This window comes from Streptomyces sp. NPDC059853, from assembly GCF_042731495.1.
Lineage (GTDB): Bacteria > Actinomycetota > Actinomycetes > Streptomycetales > Streptomycetaceae > Streptomyces.
Genome location: NZ_JBHWJL010000102.1, coordinates 1 through 16,842 on the forward strand (window position 1 = coordinate 1; position 16,842 = coordinate 16,842).

General features: G+C 73.6%; 20 protein-coding genes. 13 read left to right on the plus strand and 7 right to left on the minus strand.

The features are described 5' to 3' along the window. Positions 1 to 814: aldo/keto reductase (locus tag ACFV5N_RS13645; protein ID WP_385598354.1), on the minus strand; the 814-nt coding region annotated here is incomplete at its 3' end. A gap of 105 nt (positions 815 to 919) precedes the next feature. On the opposite strand from ACFV5N_RS13645, the gene ACFV5N_RS13650 reads away from it, so the two are divergent. Continuing rightward, the gene (locus ACFV5N_RS13650; protein WP_385598357.1) at positions 920 to 1,978 is read left to right on the plus strand and encodes a bile acid:sodium symporter family protein; all 1,059 of its coding nucleotides are present in this window, start codon (positions 920 to 922) and stop codon (positions 1,976 to 1,978) included. On the opposite strand, the gene fdhD is transcribed toward ACFV5N_RS13650, so the two are convergent. Continuing rightward, positions 1,924 to 2,775 (minus strand): formate dehydrogenase accessory sulfurtransferase FdhD, encoded by an 852-nt coding sequence (gene fdhD / locus ACFV5N_RS13655; protein WP_385598360.1) that lies wholly within the window; start codon positions 2,773 to 2,775, stop codon positions 1,924 to 1,926. The genes ACFV5N_RS13650 and fdhD overlap by 55 nt on opposite strands. Positions 2,776 to 2,783: 8 nt before the next feature. Further along, entirely contained in the window at positions 2,784 to 3,728 is a 945-nt protein-coding gene (locus ACFV5N_RS13660) for an NAD(P)-dependent alcohol dehydrogenase (RefSeq protein ID WP_385598363.1), read from the minus strand. Between the two features lie 59 nt (positions 3,729 to 3,787). Between ACFV5N_RS13660 and ACFV5N_RS13665 the strand changes: the two genes are divergently transcribed. Together ACFV5N_RS13665 and ACFV5N_RS13670 are read left to right on the plus strand one after the other, a co-directional pair. After that, the gene (locus tag ACFV5N_RS13665; protein ID WP_385598366.1) at positions 3,788 to 4,390 is read left to right on the plus strand and encodes a TetR/AcrR family transcriptional regulator; all 603 of its coding nucleotides are present in this window, start codon (positions 3,788 to 3,790) and stop codon (positions 4,388 to 4,390) included. A gap of 280 nt (positions 4,391 to 4,670) precedes the next feature. Then, complete coding sequence (locus ACFV5N_RS13670) at positions 4,671 to 7,418, plus strand: glycosyl hydrolase 115 family protein (protein WP_385598369.1); 2,748 nt, start codon at positions 4,671 to 4,673, stop codon at positions 7,416 to 7,418. Between the two features lie 4 nt (positions 7,419 to 7,422). Here the strand turns inward: ACFV5N_RS13670 and ACFV5N_RS13675 are convergent, their stop codons facing one another. Then, positions 7,423 to 7,917, minus strand: coding sequence for a hypothetical protein (locus ACFV5N_RS13675; RefSeq protein WP_385598372.1), 495 nt, complete (start codon positions 7,915 to 7,917; stop codon positions 7,423 to 7,425). Between the two features lie 222 nt (positions 7,918 to 8,139). On the opposite strand from ACFV5N_RS13675, the gene ACFV5N_RS13680 reads away from it, so the two are divergent. After that, the gene (locus tag ACFV5N_RS13680; protein WP_385598375.1) at positions 8,140 to 8,988 is read left to right on the plus strand and encodes a helix-turn-helix domain-containing protein; all 849 of its coding nucleotides are present in this window, start codon (positions 8,140 to 8,142) and stop codon (positions 8,986 to 8,988) included. A gap of 11 nt (positions 8,989 to 8,999) precedes the next feature. Continuing rightward, entirely contained in the window at positions 9,000 to 9,191 is a 192-nt protein-coding gene (locus tag ACFV5N_RS13685) for a hypothetical protein (RefSeq protein WP_385598378.1), read from the plus strand. On the opposite strand, the gene ACFV5N_RS13690 is transcribed toward ACFV5N_RS13685, so the two are convergent. Further along, the gene (locus ACFV5N_RS13690) at positions 9,160 to 9,582 is read right to left on the minus strand and encodes a VOC family protein (RefSeq protein WP_385598381.1); all 423 of its coding nucleotides are present in this window, start codon (positions 9,580 to 9,582) and stop codon (positions 9,160 to 9,162) included. The two genes, ACFV5N_RS13685 and ACFV5N_RS13690, sit on opposite strands and share 32 nt — an antisense overlap. Positions 9,583 to 9,799: 217 nt before the next feature. On the opposite strand from ACFV5N_RS13690, the gene ACFV5N_RS13695 reads away from it, so the two are divergent. The 4 genes from ACFV5N_RS13695 (at position 9,800) to ACFV5N_RS13710 (ending at position 12,470) form a co-directional block, all read left to right on the plus strand. Then, on the plus strand, positions 9,800 to 10,882 hold the full coding sequence (locus ACFV5N_RS13695; protein WP_385598384.1) for an LLM class flavin-dependent oxidoreductase: 1,083 nt from the start codon (positions 9,800 to 9,802) through the stop codon (positions 10,880 to 10,882). Between the two features lie 88 nt (positions 10,883 to 10,970). Next, positions 10,971 to 11,087, plus strand: a complete 117-nt coding sequence (locus ACFV5N_RS13700; RefSeq protein ID WP_343043517.1) for a putative leader peptide — start codon at positions 10,971 to 10,973, stop codon at positions 11,085 to 11,087. An 80-nt stretch (positions 11,088 to 11,167) separates the two neighbouring features. Continuing rightward, a complete protein-coding gene (locus ACFV5N_RS13705; RefSeq protein WP_385598387.1) occupies positions 11,168 to 12,013 on the plus strand; it encodes a glutathione S-transferase C-terminal domain-containing protein in 846 nt (281 codons plus the stop codon). Between the two features lie 238 nt (positions 12,014 to 12,251). Continuing rightward, a complete protein-coding gene (locus ACFV5N_RS13710) occupies positions 12,252 to 12,470 on the plus strand; it encodes a DUF6011 domain-containing protein (protein WP_385598390.1) in 219 nt (72 codons plus the stop codon). Between the two features lie 186 nt (positions 12,471 to 12,656). On the opposite strand, the gene ACFV5N_RS13715 is transcribed toward ACFV5N_RS13710, so the two are convergent. Continuing rightward, positions 12,657 to 13,253 (minus strand): helix-turn-helix domain-containing protein, encoded by a 597-nt coding sequence (locus ACFV5N_RS13715; RefSeq protein WP_385598392.1) that lies wholly within the window; start codon positions 13,251 to 13,253, stop codon positions 12,657 to 12,659. Positions 13,254 to 13,358: 105 nt separating this feature from the next. Between ACFV5N_RS13715 and ACFV5N_RS13720 the strand changes: the two genes are divergently transcribed. The 3 genes from ACFV5N_RS13720 to ACFV5N_RS13730 are packed head-to-tail and all read left to right on the plus strand — an operon-like array spanning position 13,359 to position 15,561. After that, a complete protein-coding gene (locus ACFV5N_RS13720) occupies positions 13,359 to 13,979 on the plus strand; it encodes a class I SAM-dependent methyltransferase (protein ID WP_385598395.1) in 621 nt (206 codons plus the stop codon). 29 nt (positions 13,980 to 14,008) lie between these two features. After that, positions 14,009 to 14,497, plus strand: a complete 489-nt coding sequence (locus ACFV5N_RS13725; RefSeq protein WP_385598398.1) for a DinB family protein — start codon at positions 14,009 to 14,011, stop codon at positions 14,495 to 14,497. A 29-nt stretch (positions 14,498 to 14,526) separates the two neighbouring features. After that, positions 14,527 to 15,561 carry an alpha/beta fold hydrolase gene (locus ACFV5N_RS13730; RefSeq protein ID WP_385598401.1) on the plus strand — a complete coding sequence of 345 codons (1,035 nt, stop codon included), beginning with the start codon at positions 14,527 to 14,529 and terminating at the stop codon, positions 15,559 to 15,561. Positions 15,562 to 15,606: 45 nt separating this feature from the next. Here the strand turns inward: ACFV5N_RS13730 and ACFV5N_RS13735 are convergent, their stop codons facing one another. Then, positions 15,607 to 15,993 (minus strand): hypothetical protein, encoded by a 387-nt coding sequence (locus ACFV5N_RS13735; protein WP_385598404.1) that lies wholly within the window; start codon positions 15,991 to 15,993, stop codon positions 15,607 to 15,609. Between the two features lie 183 nt (positions 15,994 to 16,176). Here ACFV5N_RS13735 and ACFV5N_RS13740 point away from each other — a divergent pair. After that, a partial coding sequence (locus ACFV5N_RS13740) for a PHP domain-containing protein (protein WP_385598407.1) occupies positions 16,177 to 16,842 on the plus strand: 666 nt, incomplete at its 3' end.

Below are 16,842 nucleotides of genomic sequence, written 5' to 3' on the forward strand. Positions count from 1 at the left end.
CCGGGTCGGCGCCGACCCGGACGCCGGTGTCCAGGCCGGTGACGGCCGCCAGGTCCTCGGGGGCCAGCTCGAAGTCGAAGACGTCGAAGTTCTCCTTGATCCGGGCCGGGGTCACCGACTTGGGGATCACGACGTTCCCGAGCTGGAGGTGCCAGCGCAGCACGACCTGGGCCGGCGTCTTGCCGTACCTGGCGCCGATCTCGGCGAGCTTCGGGTCGTCCAGCAGGCCCTTGCCCGAGCCGAGCGGGGAGTACGCCTCGGTGGCGATGCCCAGTTCGGCGTGGACGGTGCGCGACTCGGCCTGCACGAAGTTGGGGTGCAGCTCGATCTGGTTGATGGCGGGGACGATGTTCGTCTCGTCGATCACCCGGCGCAGGTGCGCGGGGCGGAAGTTGGAGACGCCGATCGCCTTCGCCTTGCCGTCCGCGTAGATCTGCTCCAGGGCCTGCCACGCCTCGACGTACTGGTCGTACATCGGGGTCGGCCAGTGGATCAGGTACAGGTCGACGTACTCCAGGCCCAGCTTCTCCAGCGACACGTCGATGGCGCGCAGGGCGTCGTCGCGGCTGTGGTCGGAGTTCCACAGCTTGGTGGTGACGAACAGCTCCTCACGCGGCAGCCCCGAGGCGGCCAGCGCCTTGCCGGTGCCGACCTCGTTGCGGTAGATCGCCGCGGTGTCGATGTGGCGGTAGCCCGCCTCCAGGGCGTGGTTCACGGCGTCGGTGGCCTGGTCGTCGGGGACCTGCCACACGCCGAAGCCCAGCTGCGGGATCTCTTCGCCGTTGTTCAGAGTGACATGGGGGACGCTGCTCACGTACGAATCAGTCCTTCGTCTGATCGGAATCCGATCGCTTTGTAGTGCGGTGCTTATCGTCCATGATCCGGCCCGGCGGCGCACCCGGCCAGGGCGGGGGGCACAATGGCGCGGGTGCGTGCAGTGACCCGGTTCATCGACCCTTTCCTTCTGCTCCTGATGACAACCGTCGGGCTGGCGGCCCTGTTCCCGGTCGGCGGCGGTGCTCAGGAGGTGGTGGACGGGGCGACCAAGGTCTTCATCGGCCTGCTGTTCTTCCTCTACGGCGCCCGGCTCTCCACCCGGGACGCCCTGGACGGGGTGCGCCACTGGCGGCTGCACCTCACCATCCTGGGCTGCACATTCCTCGTCTTCCCGCTGCTGGGCCTCGCCGCCCGCGGCCTGGTGCCCTGGCTGATCACCGACGACCTGTACACCGGGCTGCTGTTCCTGTGCCTGGTCCCCTCCACCGTGCAGTCCTCGATCGCCTTCACCTCCATCGCCCGCGGCAACGTGGCCGGGGCCATCGCGGCCGGGTCGTTCTCCTCGATAGCGGGCATCGTCCTCACCCCGCTGCTGGCCGCCGCGTTCATCGGCGCGAGCGCGGGCATCAGCGCGGACTCGCTGCTGTCCATCGGCGGCCAGCTGCTGGCCCCGTTCGTCGCCGGGCAACTGCTGCGCCGCTGGATCGGCGACTTCATCGCCCGGCACCGGCTGCTGGTGATGACCGTGGACCGCGGCTCGATCCTGGTGGTCGTCTACGCCGCGTTCAGCGAGGGCATGAACGAGAACATCTGGTCCGAGGCCAGCTGGGGGCGGCTGCTGGCGCTGCTCGCGGTGGAAGGCGTCCTGCTCACCGTCATGCTGGTGCTGACCACCCGGGGCGCCGGGCGGCTCGGCTTCGGGCGCGGCGACCGGATCGCCATCACCTTCGCCGGGTCGAAGAAGTCCCTGGCGGCCGGGCTGCCCATGGCCGGGGTGATCTTCCCCGAGCAGACGGCGCTCGCCGTGCTGCCCCTCATGCTCTTCCACCAGCTGCAACTGCTGGTCTGCGCCTTCCTGGCCCGCCGCTGGTCGGCGGAGGCGCCGGAGGAACCGGACGGACCGGGCGGGCCCGGCGATCCCGGCGGTCAGGACGGCCCGGACGACCCCGGCGGCAGTTCCAGCCGCTCCGCCCCGGCGTAGACGTTCATCGACGTCCCGCGCAGGAACCCGACCAGCGTCAGACCGGCCTCGGCCGCCAGCTCCACGGCCAGCGACGAGGGCGCCGACACCGCCGCCAGCGCCGGGATCCCGGCCATCACCGCCTTCTGCACCAGCTCGAAGGAGGCCCGCCCCGACACCAGCAGCACCGTGTCCGCCAGCGGCAGCAGCCCCGCGCCGAGCGCCCGGCCCACGACCTTGTCGACGGCGTTGTGCCGCCCCACGTCCTCCCGGACGTCCAGCAGTTCCCCGCCGCCGTCGAACAGCGCCGCCGCGTGCAGCCCACCGGTACGCGCGAACACCCGCTGGTGCGCGCGCAGCCGCTCCGGCAGCGCGGCCAGCAGCCCGGGGGTGAGGACCGGCCCGCCGGCCAGCGGCAGCGGCCAGCGGGCGGTGGTCCGTACCGCGTCCAGCGACGCCTTGCCGCACAGCCCGCAGGAGGACGTGGTGTAGACGTTGCGCTGGAGGGAGGCGTCCGGCGGGGCCACCCCGTCCGCCAGCCGGACGTCGACGACGTTGTACGTGTTCGAACCGTCCGCCGTCGCGCCCGCGCAGTACATGACCCGGGCCACCTCGTCCGCCCGCGCCACCACCCCCTCGCTGACCAGGAAGCCGGTCGCCAGCGCGAAGTCGTCGCCCGGGGTGCGCATCGTCACCGCCAGCGGGCGGCCGCCGACCCGGATCTCCAGCGGCTCCTCACCCACCAGGGTGTCGGCGCGTTCGGTGACCGCCCCGTCCCTGATCCGTACCACCCGTCGGCGTTCGGTGACCCGTCCCATGCCGGCCATCATGCCCCATCGGCCACCACCTCGACGATGTGCTTGCCGCGCACCCCGCCCGCCTCCAGCGCCCGGTGCGCCTCGGCGATCCGCTCCAGCGGGAACACGGTGTCCACCACCGGCCGGATCTCCCCGCGTTCGGCGAACCCGGCCAGCTCGGCGAGCTGCGGGTGCCGGGGGTTGCCGCTGAAGAACCGCACGCGCCGCGCGAACAGCAGATACGCCACCGACCGCAGCGGGTGCCGGGTGTCGAAGGTGACGGCCACCATGCGCCCGCCGTCCCGGGCCAGCAGCCCCCGCCACGCGCCCGGTTCGCTGCCCACGGCGTCCAGGACGACATCGAAGCGCCCCAGATCGGCGGGCCGGGTCGTGGCGTAGTCGTACGCCTCGTCCGCGCCCAGCTCCCGTACCAGATCGAGGTTCCGGCCGCCGGCCAGCGCCGTGACATGCGCCCCCAGCACCTTGCCGAACTGCACCGCCATCGAGCCGACCCCGCCGGCCGCCCCGCGCACCAGCAGCCGCTCACCGGGGCGCAGCCGGGCCTCGTCCCGCAGCGCGCGCAGCGCGGTGGTGCCGGTGCCGGGCAGCGCGGCGGCCTCGGCCGGGGAGAGACCGGCGGGCGCGGGCGCGAGCTGCCGGGGCCGTACGGTCACGTACTCGGCCGCGCTGCCGAACCGCCCGCGCGGCAGCAGCCCCCACACCCGGGTCCCGGAGGAGGGCCCCGGGCTCACGATCTCCCCGGCGAAGTCGATGCCGGTGCGCTGCGGGAACCGGCGGCCGGTCACCACCTTCACCCGGCCCGCCCTGGCGTGCAGATCGCCGCCGTTGACACCGGTGGCGTGCACCCGCACCAGTACCTCGCCCGGCCGGGGCACGGGTATCGGGACGGTGCCCGGGTACAGCACGTCGGGGGGTCCGTATCGGTCGTACAGCGCGGCGCGCATCTCGTTCATGCGGTCACGCTAGGACACCAACCGGAGGGGGCCCTCCGTTTGGCCGTAAAGTGAGAGACATGCCAGGTCGGCCTTCTCACAACCCGCCCCTCTCCGCGCCGGAGGCGCTGCGGGCGGACGCCCGGCACAACCGCGAACGCATCCTGGCCGCCGCCGGTGCGGTGTTCGCCGAGCGTGGCATCGACGTTCCGATGACCACCGTCGCGCGCCGCGCGGGCGTCGGCGTCGCCACCCTGTACCGCCGGTTCCCCACCCGGGACGCGCTGGTGGCGGAGGTGTTCTCCGGACAACTGGCCACCTGCGTGGGGGTACTCGACGAGGCACTGGCCGATCCGGACCCCTGGCACGGGTTCCGGACGCTGGTCGAGCGGCTGTTCGCCCTCCAGGCCGCCGAGCGCGGGTTCACGGCGGCCGTCGTCTCCCGCTTCCCGCACCATCCGGAGCTGACCCGGCAGCGCGCCCGCGCCGGACGCGACCTCGCCGCACTGGTGCGCCGCGCCCAGGAGGCCGGGCGGCTGCGCGCCGACTTCCGGCCCGGTGATCTGCTGCTGGCGCTCCGGGCCAACTGCGGTGTCCTGGAGAGCTCCGCGGGCGACGCCGCCGCCGCGTCCCGCCGGCTGGCCGGCTATCTGCTGGACTCCTTCCGGGCGCCGGACCGGTAGGTCCGGATGGCCAGGGCGCGGTGGGGCGATCCGGCCGATGATCCCGACAGCACACAGGCGCATCACCGCTCTCCGCGAGCGGACCGCCCCTGACCGGCGTCACCACCGACCCGATCCGCACGGCGGCGGCCTCGTCCCGCACACCGACGGCCGGCCCGACAGCACGGTTCGCAGCGCCCGCCGCCGGTCAAGGGGGCGGCAGGCAGGGGGCGGAGCGCCGGAAAACTTTCAGGTTCCCGCCCCCTTACCTTCCGGAAAAATCCCGTAAATTATCGCGTCCATGACGAGCCGCCGTGCGTACCCGAGCCCGCTCCCGCCGACCGCCGCCGCGCCCGCCGCCACCCCCTCACACCCCACCACCGGACACCACCCCGCCCCCTTCGTCACCACCTCCTGGCAACCCGGCGCCCTCACCCTCGCCGGCCCCGGCCGCACCGCGCCCCTGGTGGTCAGCACGGCCGACCACCCCGGCGTCCTGCGCGTCACCGCCGACCTGCGCGACGACATCGAACGCGTCACCGGCACCGCGCCCGCCGTCCACCACCGGGACCACCTCCCCGACCCGGCCGAGGGCGCCCCCGTCCTCATCGGCACCATCGGCCGCAGCCCCCTCGTGGACCGGCTGATCGCCACCGGCCGGCTCGACGTCCACGGCATCGAGGGCCGCTGGGAGACCAGCCTCCAGCAGATCGTCACCGACCCCGCCCCCGGCGTCCCCCGCGCCCTGGTCATCACCGGAAGCGACCAGCGCGGCACCATCTACGGGGTGTACGAGCTGTCCCGGCAACTCGGCGTCTCCCCCTGGTACTGGTGGAACGACGTCCCCGCCCGCCGCCGCGAACGCGTCCACATCCTCCCCGGCCGCCACACCCAGGGCACCCCGGCCGTGCGGTACCGCGGCTTCTTCATCGGCGACGAGCACACGGCGCTCGGCACCTGGGCCGCCGCCCACTTCGGCCCCGGCCAAGCGCCCGGCCACCCGGGCGGCCTCACCAGCGTCTTCTCCGCCCGCCTCTTCGAACTCATGCTGCGCCTGAAGGCCAACTGCCTGTGGCCGGCCGCACGGGGCCACGCCTTCGCCGAGGACGACCCCGCCCACCACGCCACCGCTACCGCGTACGGCGTGGTGGGCGGTACCTCGCACGACAGCCCCATGACGCGCGCCCCGCGGATCCACCTCCTCACCGGCGCAGCGCGGTGCCACGGGGACCGGGGCCCGCGCCCGCCGGACGACGTCACCGTCGTCTTCCGCGACGACGGCCGGGGCAACCTGCGCGGGCTCCCCGGCCCCGCCCTGCCCGCACGGTCCGGCGGGTACGGCCTGTACCGCCACGCCGACCGCTCCGGCGCCGGACCCGGCACCCCGGGGGCCGGCACCACCAACCTCGCCGCCACCTGGGAGCAACTGCACCTGGCCCACCGGTACGGCATCGACCGGCTGTGGGTCGTCGACTGCGGCCCGCTGAAGGGCCGGGAACTGCCGCTCCAGTTCTTCCTCGACTACGCCTGGGACCCCGGCGGCCTGCCGCTGGAACGGCTGGGGGAGTGGGAACGCGCCTACGCCGCGACACACTTCGGCCCCCGGCACGCGGCCGCGATCGCCGAGGTCCTGCACACCTGCGGCGTGCTCCCGGCACGCCACGCGCCGGAACCGCCGGACCCCCGGATGACGCGCGACGCGGACCCCGGCGCGGTGCGCCACGACGACGCGGTCAGCCCCTACTCCCTGGAGAACTACCGCGAACTGGAACGCGTCACCGACGCCTGGGAGCAACTGGACGACCGGGCGGAACGGATCGCCCACACCCTGCCCGCCGACCGGCGGGACGCCTACTACCAGCTGGTGCAGCACCAGGTGGAGGCCACCGCCAACCTGTTCGCGCTGCGCGCCGCCCAGTGCACGAACCTGCGTTACGCCCGCGAGGGCCGGGCCGCCACCAACACCCTGGCGGACGCCGCCGAGGCGCGGTTCGCCGACGACCGGGCGATGGCCGAGTTCTGGGACACCACGCTGGCGGGCGGCAGATGGCGCGGCCTCCGGCCCCGGCCGGCAGCCGGCCACGGCGACACGGACCGCTCCGGCCCGGCCACCCTCCACCCCCCGGTGCGCCGCATCGAGGTGCCGGAGCGGGCGGCGCTCGGAGTGGCGGTGGACGGCTCGACGGCGTGGTGGCCCGGCACCGGGGAGCCGCTGACGCTCCCCGGACTGTCGCCGTACCGGACGGCCCCCGCACCGTACCTGGAGGTCTTCAACCGGGGCCGCGCCCCGCTCTCCTGGACGATCACCTCCTCGGTGCCCTGGCTGAGCCCGTCCCAGCACGCGGGGATGACCGGCGACCAGACCCGCATCACCGTCACGGCCGACTGGTCCAGGGCGCCGAGCGGCCACAGCACCGCCACCCTCACCGTGCGCGGCCCGGACGGCGCGACGGCCCGCGTCCTGGTACCGGTCCACCATCCGCGCGTGCGCCGCCGCGACCTGAGAGGCTTCATCGAGGCGGACGGCTACGTGTCCATCGAGGCCGGCCACTGCACCCGCTCGGTCGGCGCGGCCGGCATCCGCTGGCGCCGCCTCCCCGACGCGGGCCGTACGGGCGGCGCGGCGGTGACCCCGTTCCCGGTCACGGCCCCGCGCTTCGCCCCGGGCACGGGCCCCTGCCTGGAGTACGACCTGACGCTGTTCACGGCGGGCCGCGTCCGCCTGCTGACGTATCTGTCGCCGCGTCACGCCGTCCTGCCCGGCGGCGGCCCGGAGTTCGCGGTCTCCTTCGACGACCGGCCGCCGCAGCGCGTGCAGCTCACCCGCACGGCGGGCGCGGACGCCACCACGGCGAACCGCGCGGGAGAACAGCAGATCTCCGACGACATCATCGTGATCACCACCCACCACGACCTGCCGGTCCCCGGCCGGCACACCCTGAAGCTGTGGATGGTCGACCCCACGGTGGTCGTCCAGAAGCTGGTGACGGACACCGGCGGTCTCCGCCCCAGCCACCTCGGCCCCCCGGAGAGCCTGCGCCTGCGCTGACCGGTCAGGCGGCCCAGCGGCGCGGGGTGTCGGTGAGGGTGGCCCAGGTCCGGGTCCCGGCCCCGCACCGCTCGGCGGCCCCGAAACCGCACGCGCCGCCGTAGGGGCGCACCAGCACACGGGTCTGCCGGAGACTGTCGTGCCGCTGCCCGGCACAGCCGGAGCAGGCGTGCGGATCGTAGACGTCCAGCCGCAGCGTCCCGGCACGCTGATGGAGGGTGAGGTGCACGTCCTGCCCTTCCCTGGCGAAGCGGCAGGCGTAAGCGGTGAGTTCCCGGGCCAGGGCGAGACCGGGCTCGGCGAGCGCGTAGACGCGGTGGATGTCGAAGAGCAGTTCGGCGGTCTCGTGCGCGACCACCGGGGCGGCGGCGGTGGCGGGCAGGCTGAACCCGTAGGCCAGTTCCCCTTCCCGCGGCTCCACCCCACCCGCCCCGACCGGCGGGCAGAAGCCGGTGGGCGGGACGGGGGAGAGGTGAGGAGGCAGTGCGGTTTCGGACATGGCAACTCCGCTCTTGCGCATGGCTCGTTGTAGGGAGCGGCACGACAGGCCGCAGGGCGTGCTCCCGCGAGGCGTGGACTTCGCCGAGCGCGAGCAACGCACTACTCACGGTAGAGTGCTGGCAAGGCATTTGCCAGTGCACGGTGTCAAATGACACGAACGAGTGGACCGGTCCGGTGCCGAAGGGCAGACTGACCCCGACGAGAGGCGAGGGAACGAGAGATGCCGCCAAGGAGTACGCCCACCGAACGTCAGAAGCGGCTCGGCGCGGAACTGAAGAGGATGCGCACCGAAGCCGGGGAAACCACGGAGTTCGCGGCCCGGTTGCTCGGGATCGACCGGACGAGAATCGCCAACATCGAGGCCGGGATCCGCATCATCACGCCGGAACGGGTACGGACCCTCGCGTGCAACTACGACGTGCGGGACGACGCCTACGTCGACGCGCTGGCGGAGATGGCGGACTCCCGTCCCAAGGAGTGGTGGGAGACCTACCGGGGGCAACTCCCCGCAGGTCTCCTGGACATCGCCGAGCTGGAGTGGCACTCCACCGGGATCCGCACCGGCGCCTTTCTGCACGTTCCCGGACTTCTGCAGACCGACGGATACGTGCGCGCGGTCTGCAGCGCGGCGCTGCCCCCGCTGTCACCCCATGAGATCGAACTTCGCGTGGCGATGCGGATGCAGCGCCAACAGGTACTGCACCGCGCATCACCCGTCACCTACACCGCCTATGTGCACGAGGCGGCCCTGCGGATCGAGTTCGGCGGTGCGAAGGTCATGCGGACGCAGCTGGAACACCTCTGCGACGTCGGACAGCGGGCCAACGTGGACATCCGGGTGCTGCCGTTCACCTCGGGAGCCTTCCCGGGTGCGGGGCAGACCATCTGCGACATGCGGGGCGTCGTGCCCCAGCTGGACACCATCCAACTCGATACGGCTCATGGCCCCGGCTTCACCCACGCACCCGCGCAACTCGACAAGTACCGCTCACAGTTGGACTGGATGGAGAGTGTTTCTCTCGACCCCAGCGCCTCGCGGGACTTCATACTCGCTCTGATCGCCGCCTGACAGGAGAAGACGTGTCTGAGATTCTCTGGGAAGAACCCTTCTGCGCCGAGAGCTCAAGCTGCTTCCGGCTGGGTACCGACGCGGAGGGCAATGCCTATATCGCGGTGGCCGGCCAGGAGGGCGTGTATCTCACGGACTCCCGTGAGGCGCTGGCCACCATGATCCGGGACATCAAGGCCGGGAAGGCCGACCACCTGCTGTAGCCGGGCCCGCCGGCTGGAGCAGATCCCATCGGTTGCCGTACAGGTCCTGGAACACGGCGACCGTACCGTACGCCTCGTGGCGCGGCTGCTCCTCGAAGCGGACGCCCGCCGCCCGCATCCGGGCGTAGTCGCGGTCGAAGTCGTCCGTCGTGAGGAACCAGCCGACGCGGCGGCCGGTCTGGTCGCCGATGTGCGCGATCTGGTCCGAGGTGGCGGCCCGGGCCAGCAGCACACCGGTCTCCCGCGCCCCCGGCGGCCGGACCACCACCCAGCGCTTGCCGCCGTCCAGCGGGGTGTCCTCGACCAGTTCGAACCCCAGCGCCGTCACGTAGAACGCGATGGCCTCGTCGTAGTCGCGCACGACCACCGTCACCAGTCCGATGTGAGCCATCGGACCATCATGCCCCGCGCCCCCGGCGGGCGTCGGCCGGACGGGGGCCCGTTGACGGGGGCGTGCGGTGCTGGTGGACTGGGGGGATGAGGCCCCAGCGGCGGTTGGTGATTCGTGGGCATATCGACTTCGGTCGGGTGTGGTCCGCGGCCTGTTGGTGCCGTGGGTGAATCCCGGCTCACCTCCCCTTCCTTTCGCCCGAGAGGCCTCTTCCGCCATGCCCGTGGAATTCCTTGGCATCGCCGCGACCAACGACGGCTCCGAGACGGCGCCGCGCTCCGGCGGCGCCTTCGACCCCGAGTACACCCTCCGGCTCGCCCGCGCCCATGAGGATCACGGGTGGGACCGGGTGCTGTTCGCCTACAGCTCCGGCTCGCCCGACCCCGCCACCGGCGCCGCGCTGCTCGCGAGCCGGCTCGACCGGCTCCAGATCCTCCTCGCCCACCGGCCCAACATCTCCTACCCCACCTACGCCGCCCGGGTGTTCGCCTCCCTCGACCAGCTCAGCGGCGGCCGGCTCACCGTCCACTTCATCACCGGCGGCAGCGATCACGAGCAGCAGCGGGAGGGCGACACCCTCACCAAGGACGAGCGGTACGCCCGCACCCGCGAGTACATCCGTATCGTCAAGAAGATCTGGACCAGCCGCGAACCGTTCGACCACGACGGGGACTTCTACCGGTTCCGGGACTACGTGAGCGACGTCTTCCCGGTCCAGCAGCCCCGCCCCGGCGTGTCGTTCGGCGGCTCCTCGCCCGCCGCGTACGCCGCCGGGGGCGCCGAGGCCGACATCTACTGCCTGTGGGGCGAGCCGCTCGCCGAGACCGCCGAGCAGATCGAGTCCGTAAGGCAGGCCGCGGCGGCCGCCGGCCGCACCGAAATACCGCGCATCCAGGTCGCGTTCCGGCCGATCATCGCGCCCACCGAGGAACTCGCCTGGGAGAAGGCGCACCGCACCGTCGGCGCCATCCGCGCCGCCCGCCGCCCGCGGCGCGACCCGGAGAACACCGGATCGCAGCGGCTGATCGCCCTCGCCGAACGCGGCGAGCGCTTCGACCGCGCCCTGTGGACACCGACCGCCGCCGCCACCGGCGGGGCCGGCAACTCCAACGCGCTCGTCGGCACCCCGGAGACAGTTGCCCAGGCGCTCCTGGATTACTACGACCTCGGAGTGGACATCATCTCGGCGCGGGGTTACGACCTGCTCGGCGACGCGATCGACTTCGGCCGCCATGTCATCCCGATCGTCCGGGAAGAAGTGGCCACGCGCGACGCACAGCTCGCCGAGGCCGCCCTCTGACGGGCGATCCGAGGTCATGGTCCTGTGCCGGGCTGGTCCCGGCGCAGGATCCCGCACCGGTGGACGAGCGGGACGGGTGGGGCACTTCATGAACGGTGGTGGCACGGAGCCCGGTTGTCCGGACACCACCGTCCGGCGCCGCCCGCTGCCCCTGCTCACCTCCCGCCGCCACATCGATCTGCTGCGCACCTCCAGCGCGGCGTAGCCTCCCCCCGCCGGCGGCCCCTCCCCGTGAGCGGCCGCCGCTTCGCATGCCCTCCCACCCCCGTGCGCCCAAGGAGAGTCATGTCCCACACCGCCGCGCCGCAGTTCCGGGGCCGGATCTTCGCCGACGCCCGCAGCGGCTTCCACGCCGCCCCGCACCGCTACGACCTCCACCTGTCCTTGTCCTGTCCCAGCTGTCTGCGCATCGCCATCACCCACGCCCTGCTGGGCCTTGAGGACAGCGTGCCGCTCACTCTGCTGCCCGCCGTCCCCGACCGGGCCGAGGGCGGCTACACCGCGCTGCACGGCGCGTACGCCGCCACCCGGCTCGGCTTCGCCGGCCCGGCCGTCGCGCCCGTGCTGCGCGACCGCTGGACGGGACGGATCGTCAGCAACCACGCGCCGCACATCCTGCGGGACCTGGCCACCCGCTTCCGGGGCCAGGACACCCCCGAGCTGTACCCGGCCGCCGCCGAGGCGGAGATCGCGGCGCTGGGCGAGCTGTGCGAGAACGGGATCAACGCCGCCGCGCAGCGGGCGGGCCGGCGGGAGGCGGACACGGGCGCCACCGCCGAACTGCTGGCGGCGCTGGACGCGGTGGAGGAACGGCTGGCGGAGCCGGGCGGCCCGTACCTGCTGGGCGCGCGGATCACGGCGGCCGATGTCCGGCTGTGGGTCACCCTGGTGCAGCTGGACACGGTGCACCGCTGGCACCTGGGCGCGGACACGGTGCAGCGGATCGCGGACCATCCCCGGCTGTGGGCGTACGCGCGCCGGCTGCTGGCGCTGCCCGCCTTCCACGGCAACCTGCGGCTGAAGGAGATCCACCGCAGGCACCACGCGCACTGCCGGGGCCTGGAGGCGGCGGGGGCGGCCGTACAGATCATCGACTGGACGGCGGCGGAACCGGCCGGAAGCTACGTGTAGCCCGCCGGGGCGCTCTCCTCCGCGGCACCGGCACCCACCGGCACCGGCACCGTAGGGCTCGGATCGGCCGGGAAGGGCAGCGTGGGAGGCGGCCGACCGGTTGTACGAGCGGCTGGGCTTCCGGCGGCGTGATGCGGCGGTCTACCGGTTCGCGGCGCCCGGTCCCGGTGCTGGCTCCGGCCTCCGGCCGGGGGCGCGGCCGGGGTGGGGGAGCGGAGGAGAGTGATAGACCTGACGCATGTCCTCCACCGACGATGACCCGCTGCTGCCGGGCGTGGACCCGGGCGCCCCCGCGGAGCGGTCCCCGGTCCACTGCCGCCTGTGCGGCCGGCCCCTGCGGGACCGGGAGGCCCGGACCTGGGGGCTGGGCCCCGAATGCCGGGAGAAGCTGCGCCTGCGGCAGGCCCCGCGGCCGCCGGTACGGGAGGTGGACCAGGACACGCTGCCCGGCGTGTGAGGGGGAGGGGCGGCGGCCCGCGCCGACGGCGCCGCGCGGACCGGCCGCGGTGGCGATTGACGCCGCGGGCTGAAGAAGCTGCTCCCCGCGTGCGGGGACGGCCCCTGGTCCCCGGGACGCGGGGCGCGTCCTTGCCCGGCCCCGTACGCGCGGGGAGCACCGGTGAACGGCGGCGCAGCCCCCGGTTCACTGTTCCCGTGGTGCCCGGCCGGGACCGGAGCGCAGGTGCGCACGTGTCCCTTGCGGACCGAACAGGACGAGGAGTTCGACCGCGCCGCCGTCCGCGCTGCCCAGCCAGTGGGGCAGTGCCGTGTCGAATTCGGCCGCCTCACCGGAGGACAGGACCAGGTCGCGCTCACCGACCAGCAGCCGCAGCCGCCCGTTGAGCACGTACAGCCATTCGGCCCCCTCGTGGGTCTGCGGCGTCGGCACCAGCGGTTCCGGGCTGGCCGGAATGATCATCTTGAAGGCCTGGGTGCCACCCGGCCGGCGGGACAGCGGCACGAACACCATGCCGAACCGCCGGATCGGCTTCAGGTGGATGCGGGGATCGCCGGTGCGCGGGGCGCCGACGAGGTCATCCAGGGGGACGTCGTAGGTGCGGGCCAGCGGGAGCAGCAGCTCCAGGGTCACCCGGCGGCGCCCGCTCTCCAGCCGGGACAGGGTGCTCTCCGAGACCCCGGTCACCGCCGCGAGCGCGGCCAGGGTGATGCCGCGTTCGCGGCGCAGCGCCCGCAGCCGGGGCCCCACGGAGCCCAGCGTGTCCTCCGGTTCACCGTTCATCACGCCATCTTGCAGGAACTGCAAGACGGCGTGCCAATTCACGACGGGCCGGGCAAGAGTGGGACGCGTTCCCCCGCAACGGCGGGAGAGAAGGAGGAGCGCTCGATGAGTACCACTGATCCGGTCGCGTTCTGGGACGGCCTGTACGCGGGCCGCCCGGCGCCCGCCGATCCGCAGCCGAACGCAAGGCTCACCGAGACGGTAGCCGGTCTGCCGCCCGGCACCGCGCTGGACCTGGGGTGCGGCGAGGGCGGTGACGCGCTCTGGCTCGCCCGTCAGGGGTGGCGGGTCACCGCCGTCGACGTGTCGGCCGTGGCGGTCGGGCGCCTTGCCGGCCTCGCCGCCTCGCACGGTCTGGCCGGGCGCGTCGCGGCCGAGCGGCACGATCTGCGCGAGACCTTCCCCGGCGGCGCGTTCGACCTCGTCTGCGCCCACTACCTGCACACCCCCTTCGACCTGGACAAGGCGGCCGTGCTGCGTGCGGCCGGGCACGCCCTGCGCCCGGGCGGGCGGCTGCTGGTCGTCGACCACGGCTCGGCCGCTCCCTGGTCATGGGAGCAGGACGCCCGCTTCCCGTCCCCGCGGGAGGTCGCCGCCGGCATCGCCCTGGACGCGGAGACCTGGGCGGTCGAGCGTGCCGCCGCACCTCGCCGGACCGCTACCGGCCCGGGAGGGCGTACGGCCGAGGTCACCGACCACGTCCTGGTCATCCGCCGCGCCGGCTGAACCTGCCCGGCCCACCGAGAGAAGGCACGATGCCCGCCGCCCACCGCCGCGACACCCCGCCGCCCCGCACCGGAAGCAGCGAGACCGAGGTCCTGCGCGGATTCCTCGGCTACCTGCGTGACGCGATCGCCGCGAAGGTCGAGGGCGCTCCCGAACCGCAGGTCCGCACGTACAGAACACCTTCGGGCACGAACCTGCTCGGCCTGCTCCACCACCTCACCGCCGTCGAGCGGGCCACGTTCCTCGGGGAGGAGGTCGCCGACTGGCAGGCGACCTTCGACGCCCCCGCCGAGGACAGCGTGGCCGATGTCGTCGCCCGCTACCGGGAGACCGTCGCGCGCGCCGACGCCGTCCTCGACACATGCACCGGCCTCGGCGCACCCGTGCCCCGCCCGCCGATGCGCCGACCCGCTCCCAGCATCCGCTGGGCACTCGCCCACATGATCGAGGAGACCGGCCGCCACGCCGGGCACGCGGACATCCTGCGCGAGCTGACCGACGGCACCACCGGACGCTGACCCACCACCGCACCGGAAACACAGGACACATGACCACCGCAGAACGACGCTTCAGCCGCCGCTCGTCCCGCCTCACGCGCACCCTGGCCGCCACCGCGCTCGCCTTCGTGCTGACGACCGGTGCCACCGCCTGCGCCACGCAGGACACCGGCGTCCCCGCCCACGCCGCCGCCACCCACGACGACCCGGAGTTCACCGGCACCTTCCAGCACGAGTTCGCCGACGTCGAGGACGTCCGCATGCACTACGTCACGGGCGGCAGCGGCTCGCCGGTCGTACTGCTGCACGGCTGGCCGCAGACCTGGTACAGCTGGTGGGAGATCATGCCGGAGCTCGCCGAGCACCACACGGTCTACGCCGTCGACCTCCCCGGCCTGGGCGACAGCACCGGCTCGCCGACCGGTTACGACAAGGCCACCCTGGCGCGGTACGTGCACACACTGATCGCCGAGCAGCTCGGCGTGCGTGACGCCCGGGTCGTCGGACACGACCTCGGCGCCGCGGTCGCCTTCCAGTACGCCGCCCAGTTCCCCCAGGACACCGAACTCCTCGGCTACCTCGACCTGCCGCTGCCGGGACCCGCGCTGGACGGTGCCGCGTACCGCACCCTGAGCTGGCACATCGCCTTCCACTCCCAGCCCCGCGTCCCCGAGGCCGTCGTCGGGGACAACGTCCGCGACTACCTGGAACTGTTCTACCCCCAGGTCGCCTACGAGGGATCATCGTTCGGCGGCACCGCGCGGGAGTCCCCGTTCAGCGACGAGGAGATCGACGAGTACGCGCGCACCTACAGCCGGCCCGAAGCCCTGTCGGGCGGCTTCGAGCTCTACCGCAGCCTCGACCAGGACGCCGCCGACACCGGCACGGCAGCACCGGTGGAGGTCCCGGCCCTGCTCATGACGGCGGAAGGGCAGCTGGAGGGCGTGCGCTCCACCGTGGCCGGGAGCATGACCAACATCGTGCGGGCGGTGGATGTGCCCCGGGCGGGCCACTGGCTGGTCGAGGAGAACCCCGAATTCGTCACGGAGGAGTTGCTGCGCTTCCTCGGCCGCGCCCGGTCGTAGCGCCTCCGGCTGCCCGCGACCGCGCGCGGCGGCCCGCGCCCGCGCCTACCGCATCAGTACCAGCCATCCCAGCAGCGCCAGCAGCCCCGCCAGGAAGAGCACCAGGCCGATCGCCACCGGCGCGCCGCTTCCGCCCGTGCGGGTTCTGCGGGTGGCCCGCGCGTACTGGCGGTCGCGGCCGATGTCGCGGCGGGTCTCGCGGTCCAGGCGGCGTTCGCGTTCGTCCTCGCGGCGGCGGTCGCGGTGCAGTTCGCGGTCCAGGGAGCGGTCGGCGCGGCGTTCCTGTTCGTGGTCCCAGCGGCGGTCGCGGTCCAGGTCGCGGTGGAGTTCGCGGTCCCGGCGCCGGTCCCGTTCGCGTTCGCGCCGGTCCCGGGCCGCCCGCCCTCCGCGGTCATCGTCGTTGCGGCGATAGTTTCCGCGCCCCCGCGCCATGCGATGGCCTCCCTCTTCTGGTGTCACCTCCACCGTCGCCGTACGGCTCACCCCGCCGCAAGAGGTGTTTTCGGACAGGGGCGGGCCGTCCCATCGCCCCCATGAGCTGCCGTTTCACGATAATCGGACGTTTGTTCGATGTCTGGTTTATGGTGGACCGGACGGGCAGGCAGGAGGTGCGGAATGACGGCGGCGATCGGCGGCGGCTTCACACAGCTGCGCGTCGCGTCCGGGTTCTCCACCCGGTACGGGGCCTCCCACCCCGAACGGCTCGCCGAACGCGCCGCCGAGCGCGGCATGGACGCCCTCGCCCTCACCGACCGGGACACCCTCGCCGGGGCCGTCCGTTTCTCCAAGGCGTGCGGCGCGGCCGGGGTGCGGGCGCTGTACGGGGTCGACCTCGCCGTCCATCCGGGCCACGGGGACACCGCTCCGGCCGCCGCCCGCCGCCGTACCCCCGTACGGGGCGGCGCCTTCACCGACGAGTCCGCGCCCCGCGCCCTCTTCCTCGCCCGGGACGGCGCCGCCGGCTGGGCCCGGCTGTGCGGGCTGGTCAGCGCCGCCCACGCCCGCGACGGGAAGCGGCCCTTCCTGGAGTGGGACGACATGGCGGACGCCGCGCACACCGACGGCCTGTTCGTGCTGCTCGGCGCCGACTCCGACGTCGCCCGCGCCCTCGCCGCCGGCCGCCCCGACCGTGCCGCCCGGCTGCTCGCCCCCTGGCGGGAGCGGTTCGGGTCCGCGCTCCGGCTCGAAACCGGCGCCGCGGGCCCCGTGCGGGACGCCGCCCGGACGCTGGGGTTCGCCACCGAGCAGGGCATCGTCCCCGTGCTCACCAACGCCGTCCGG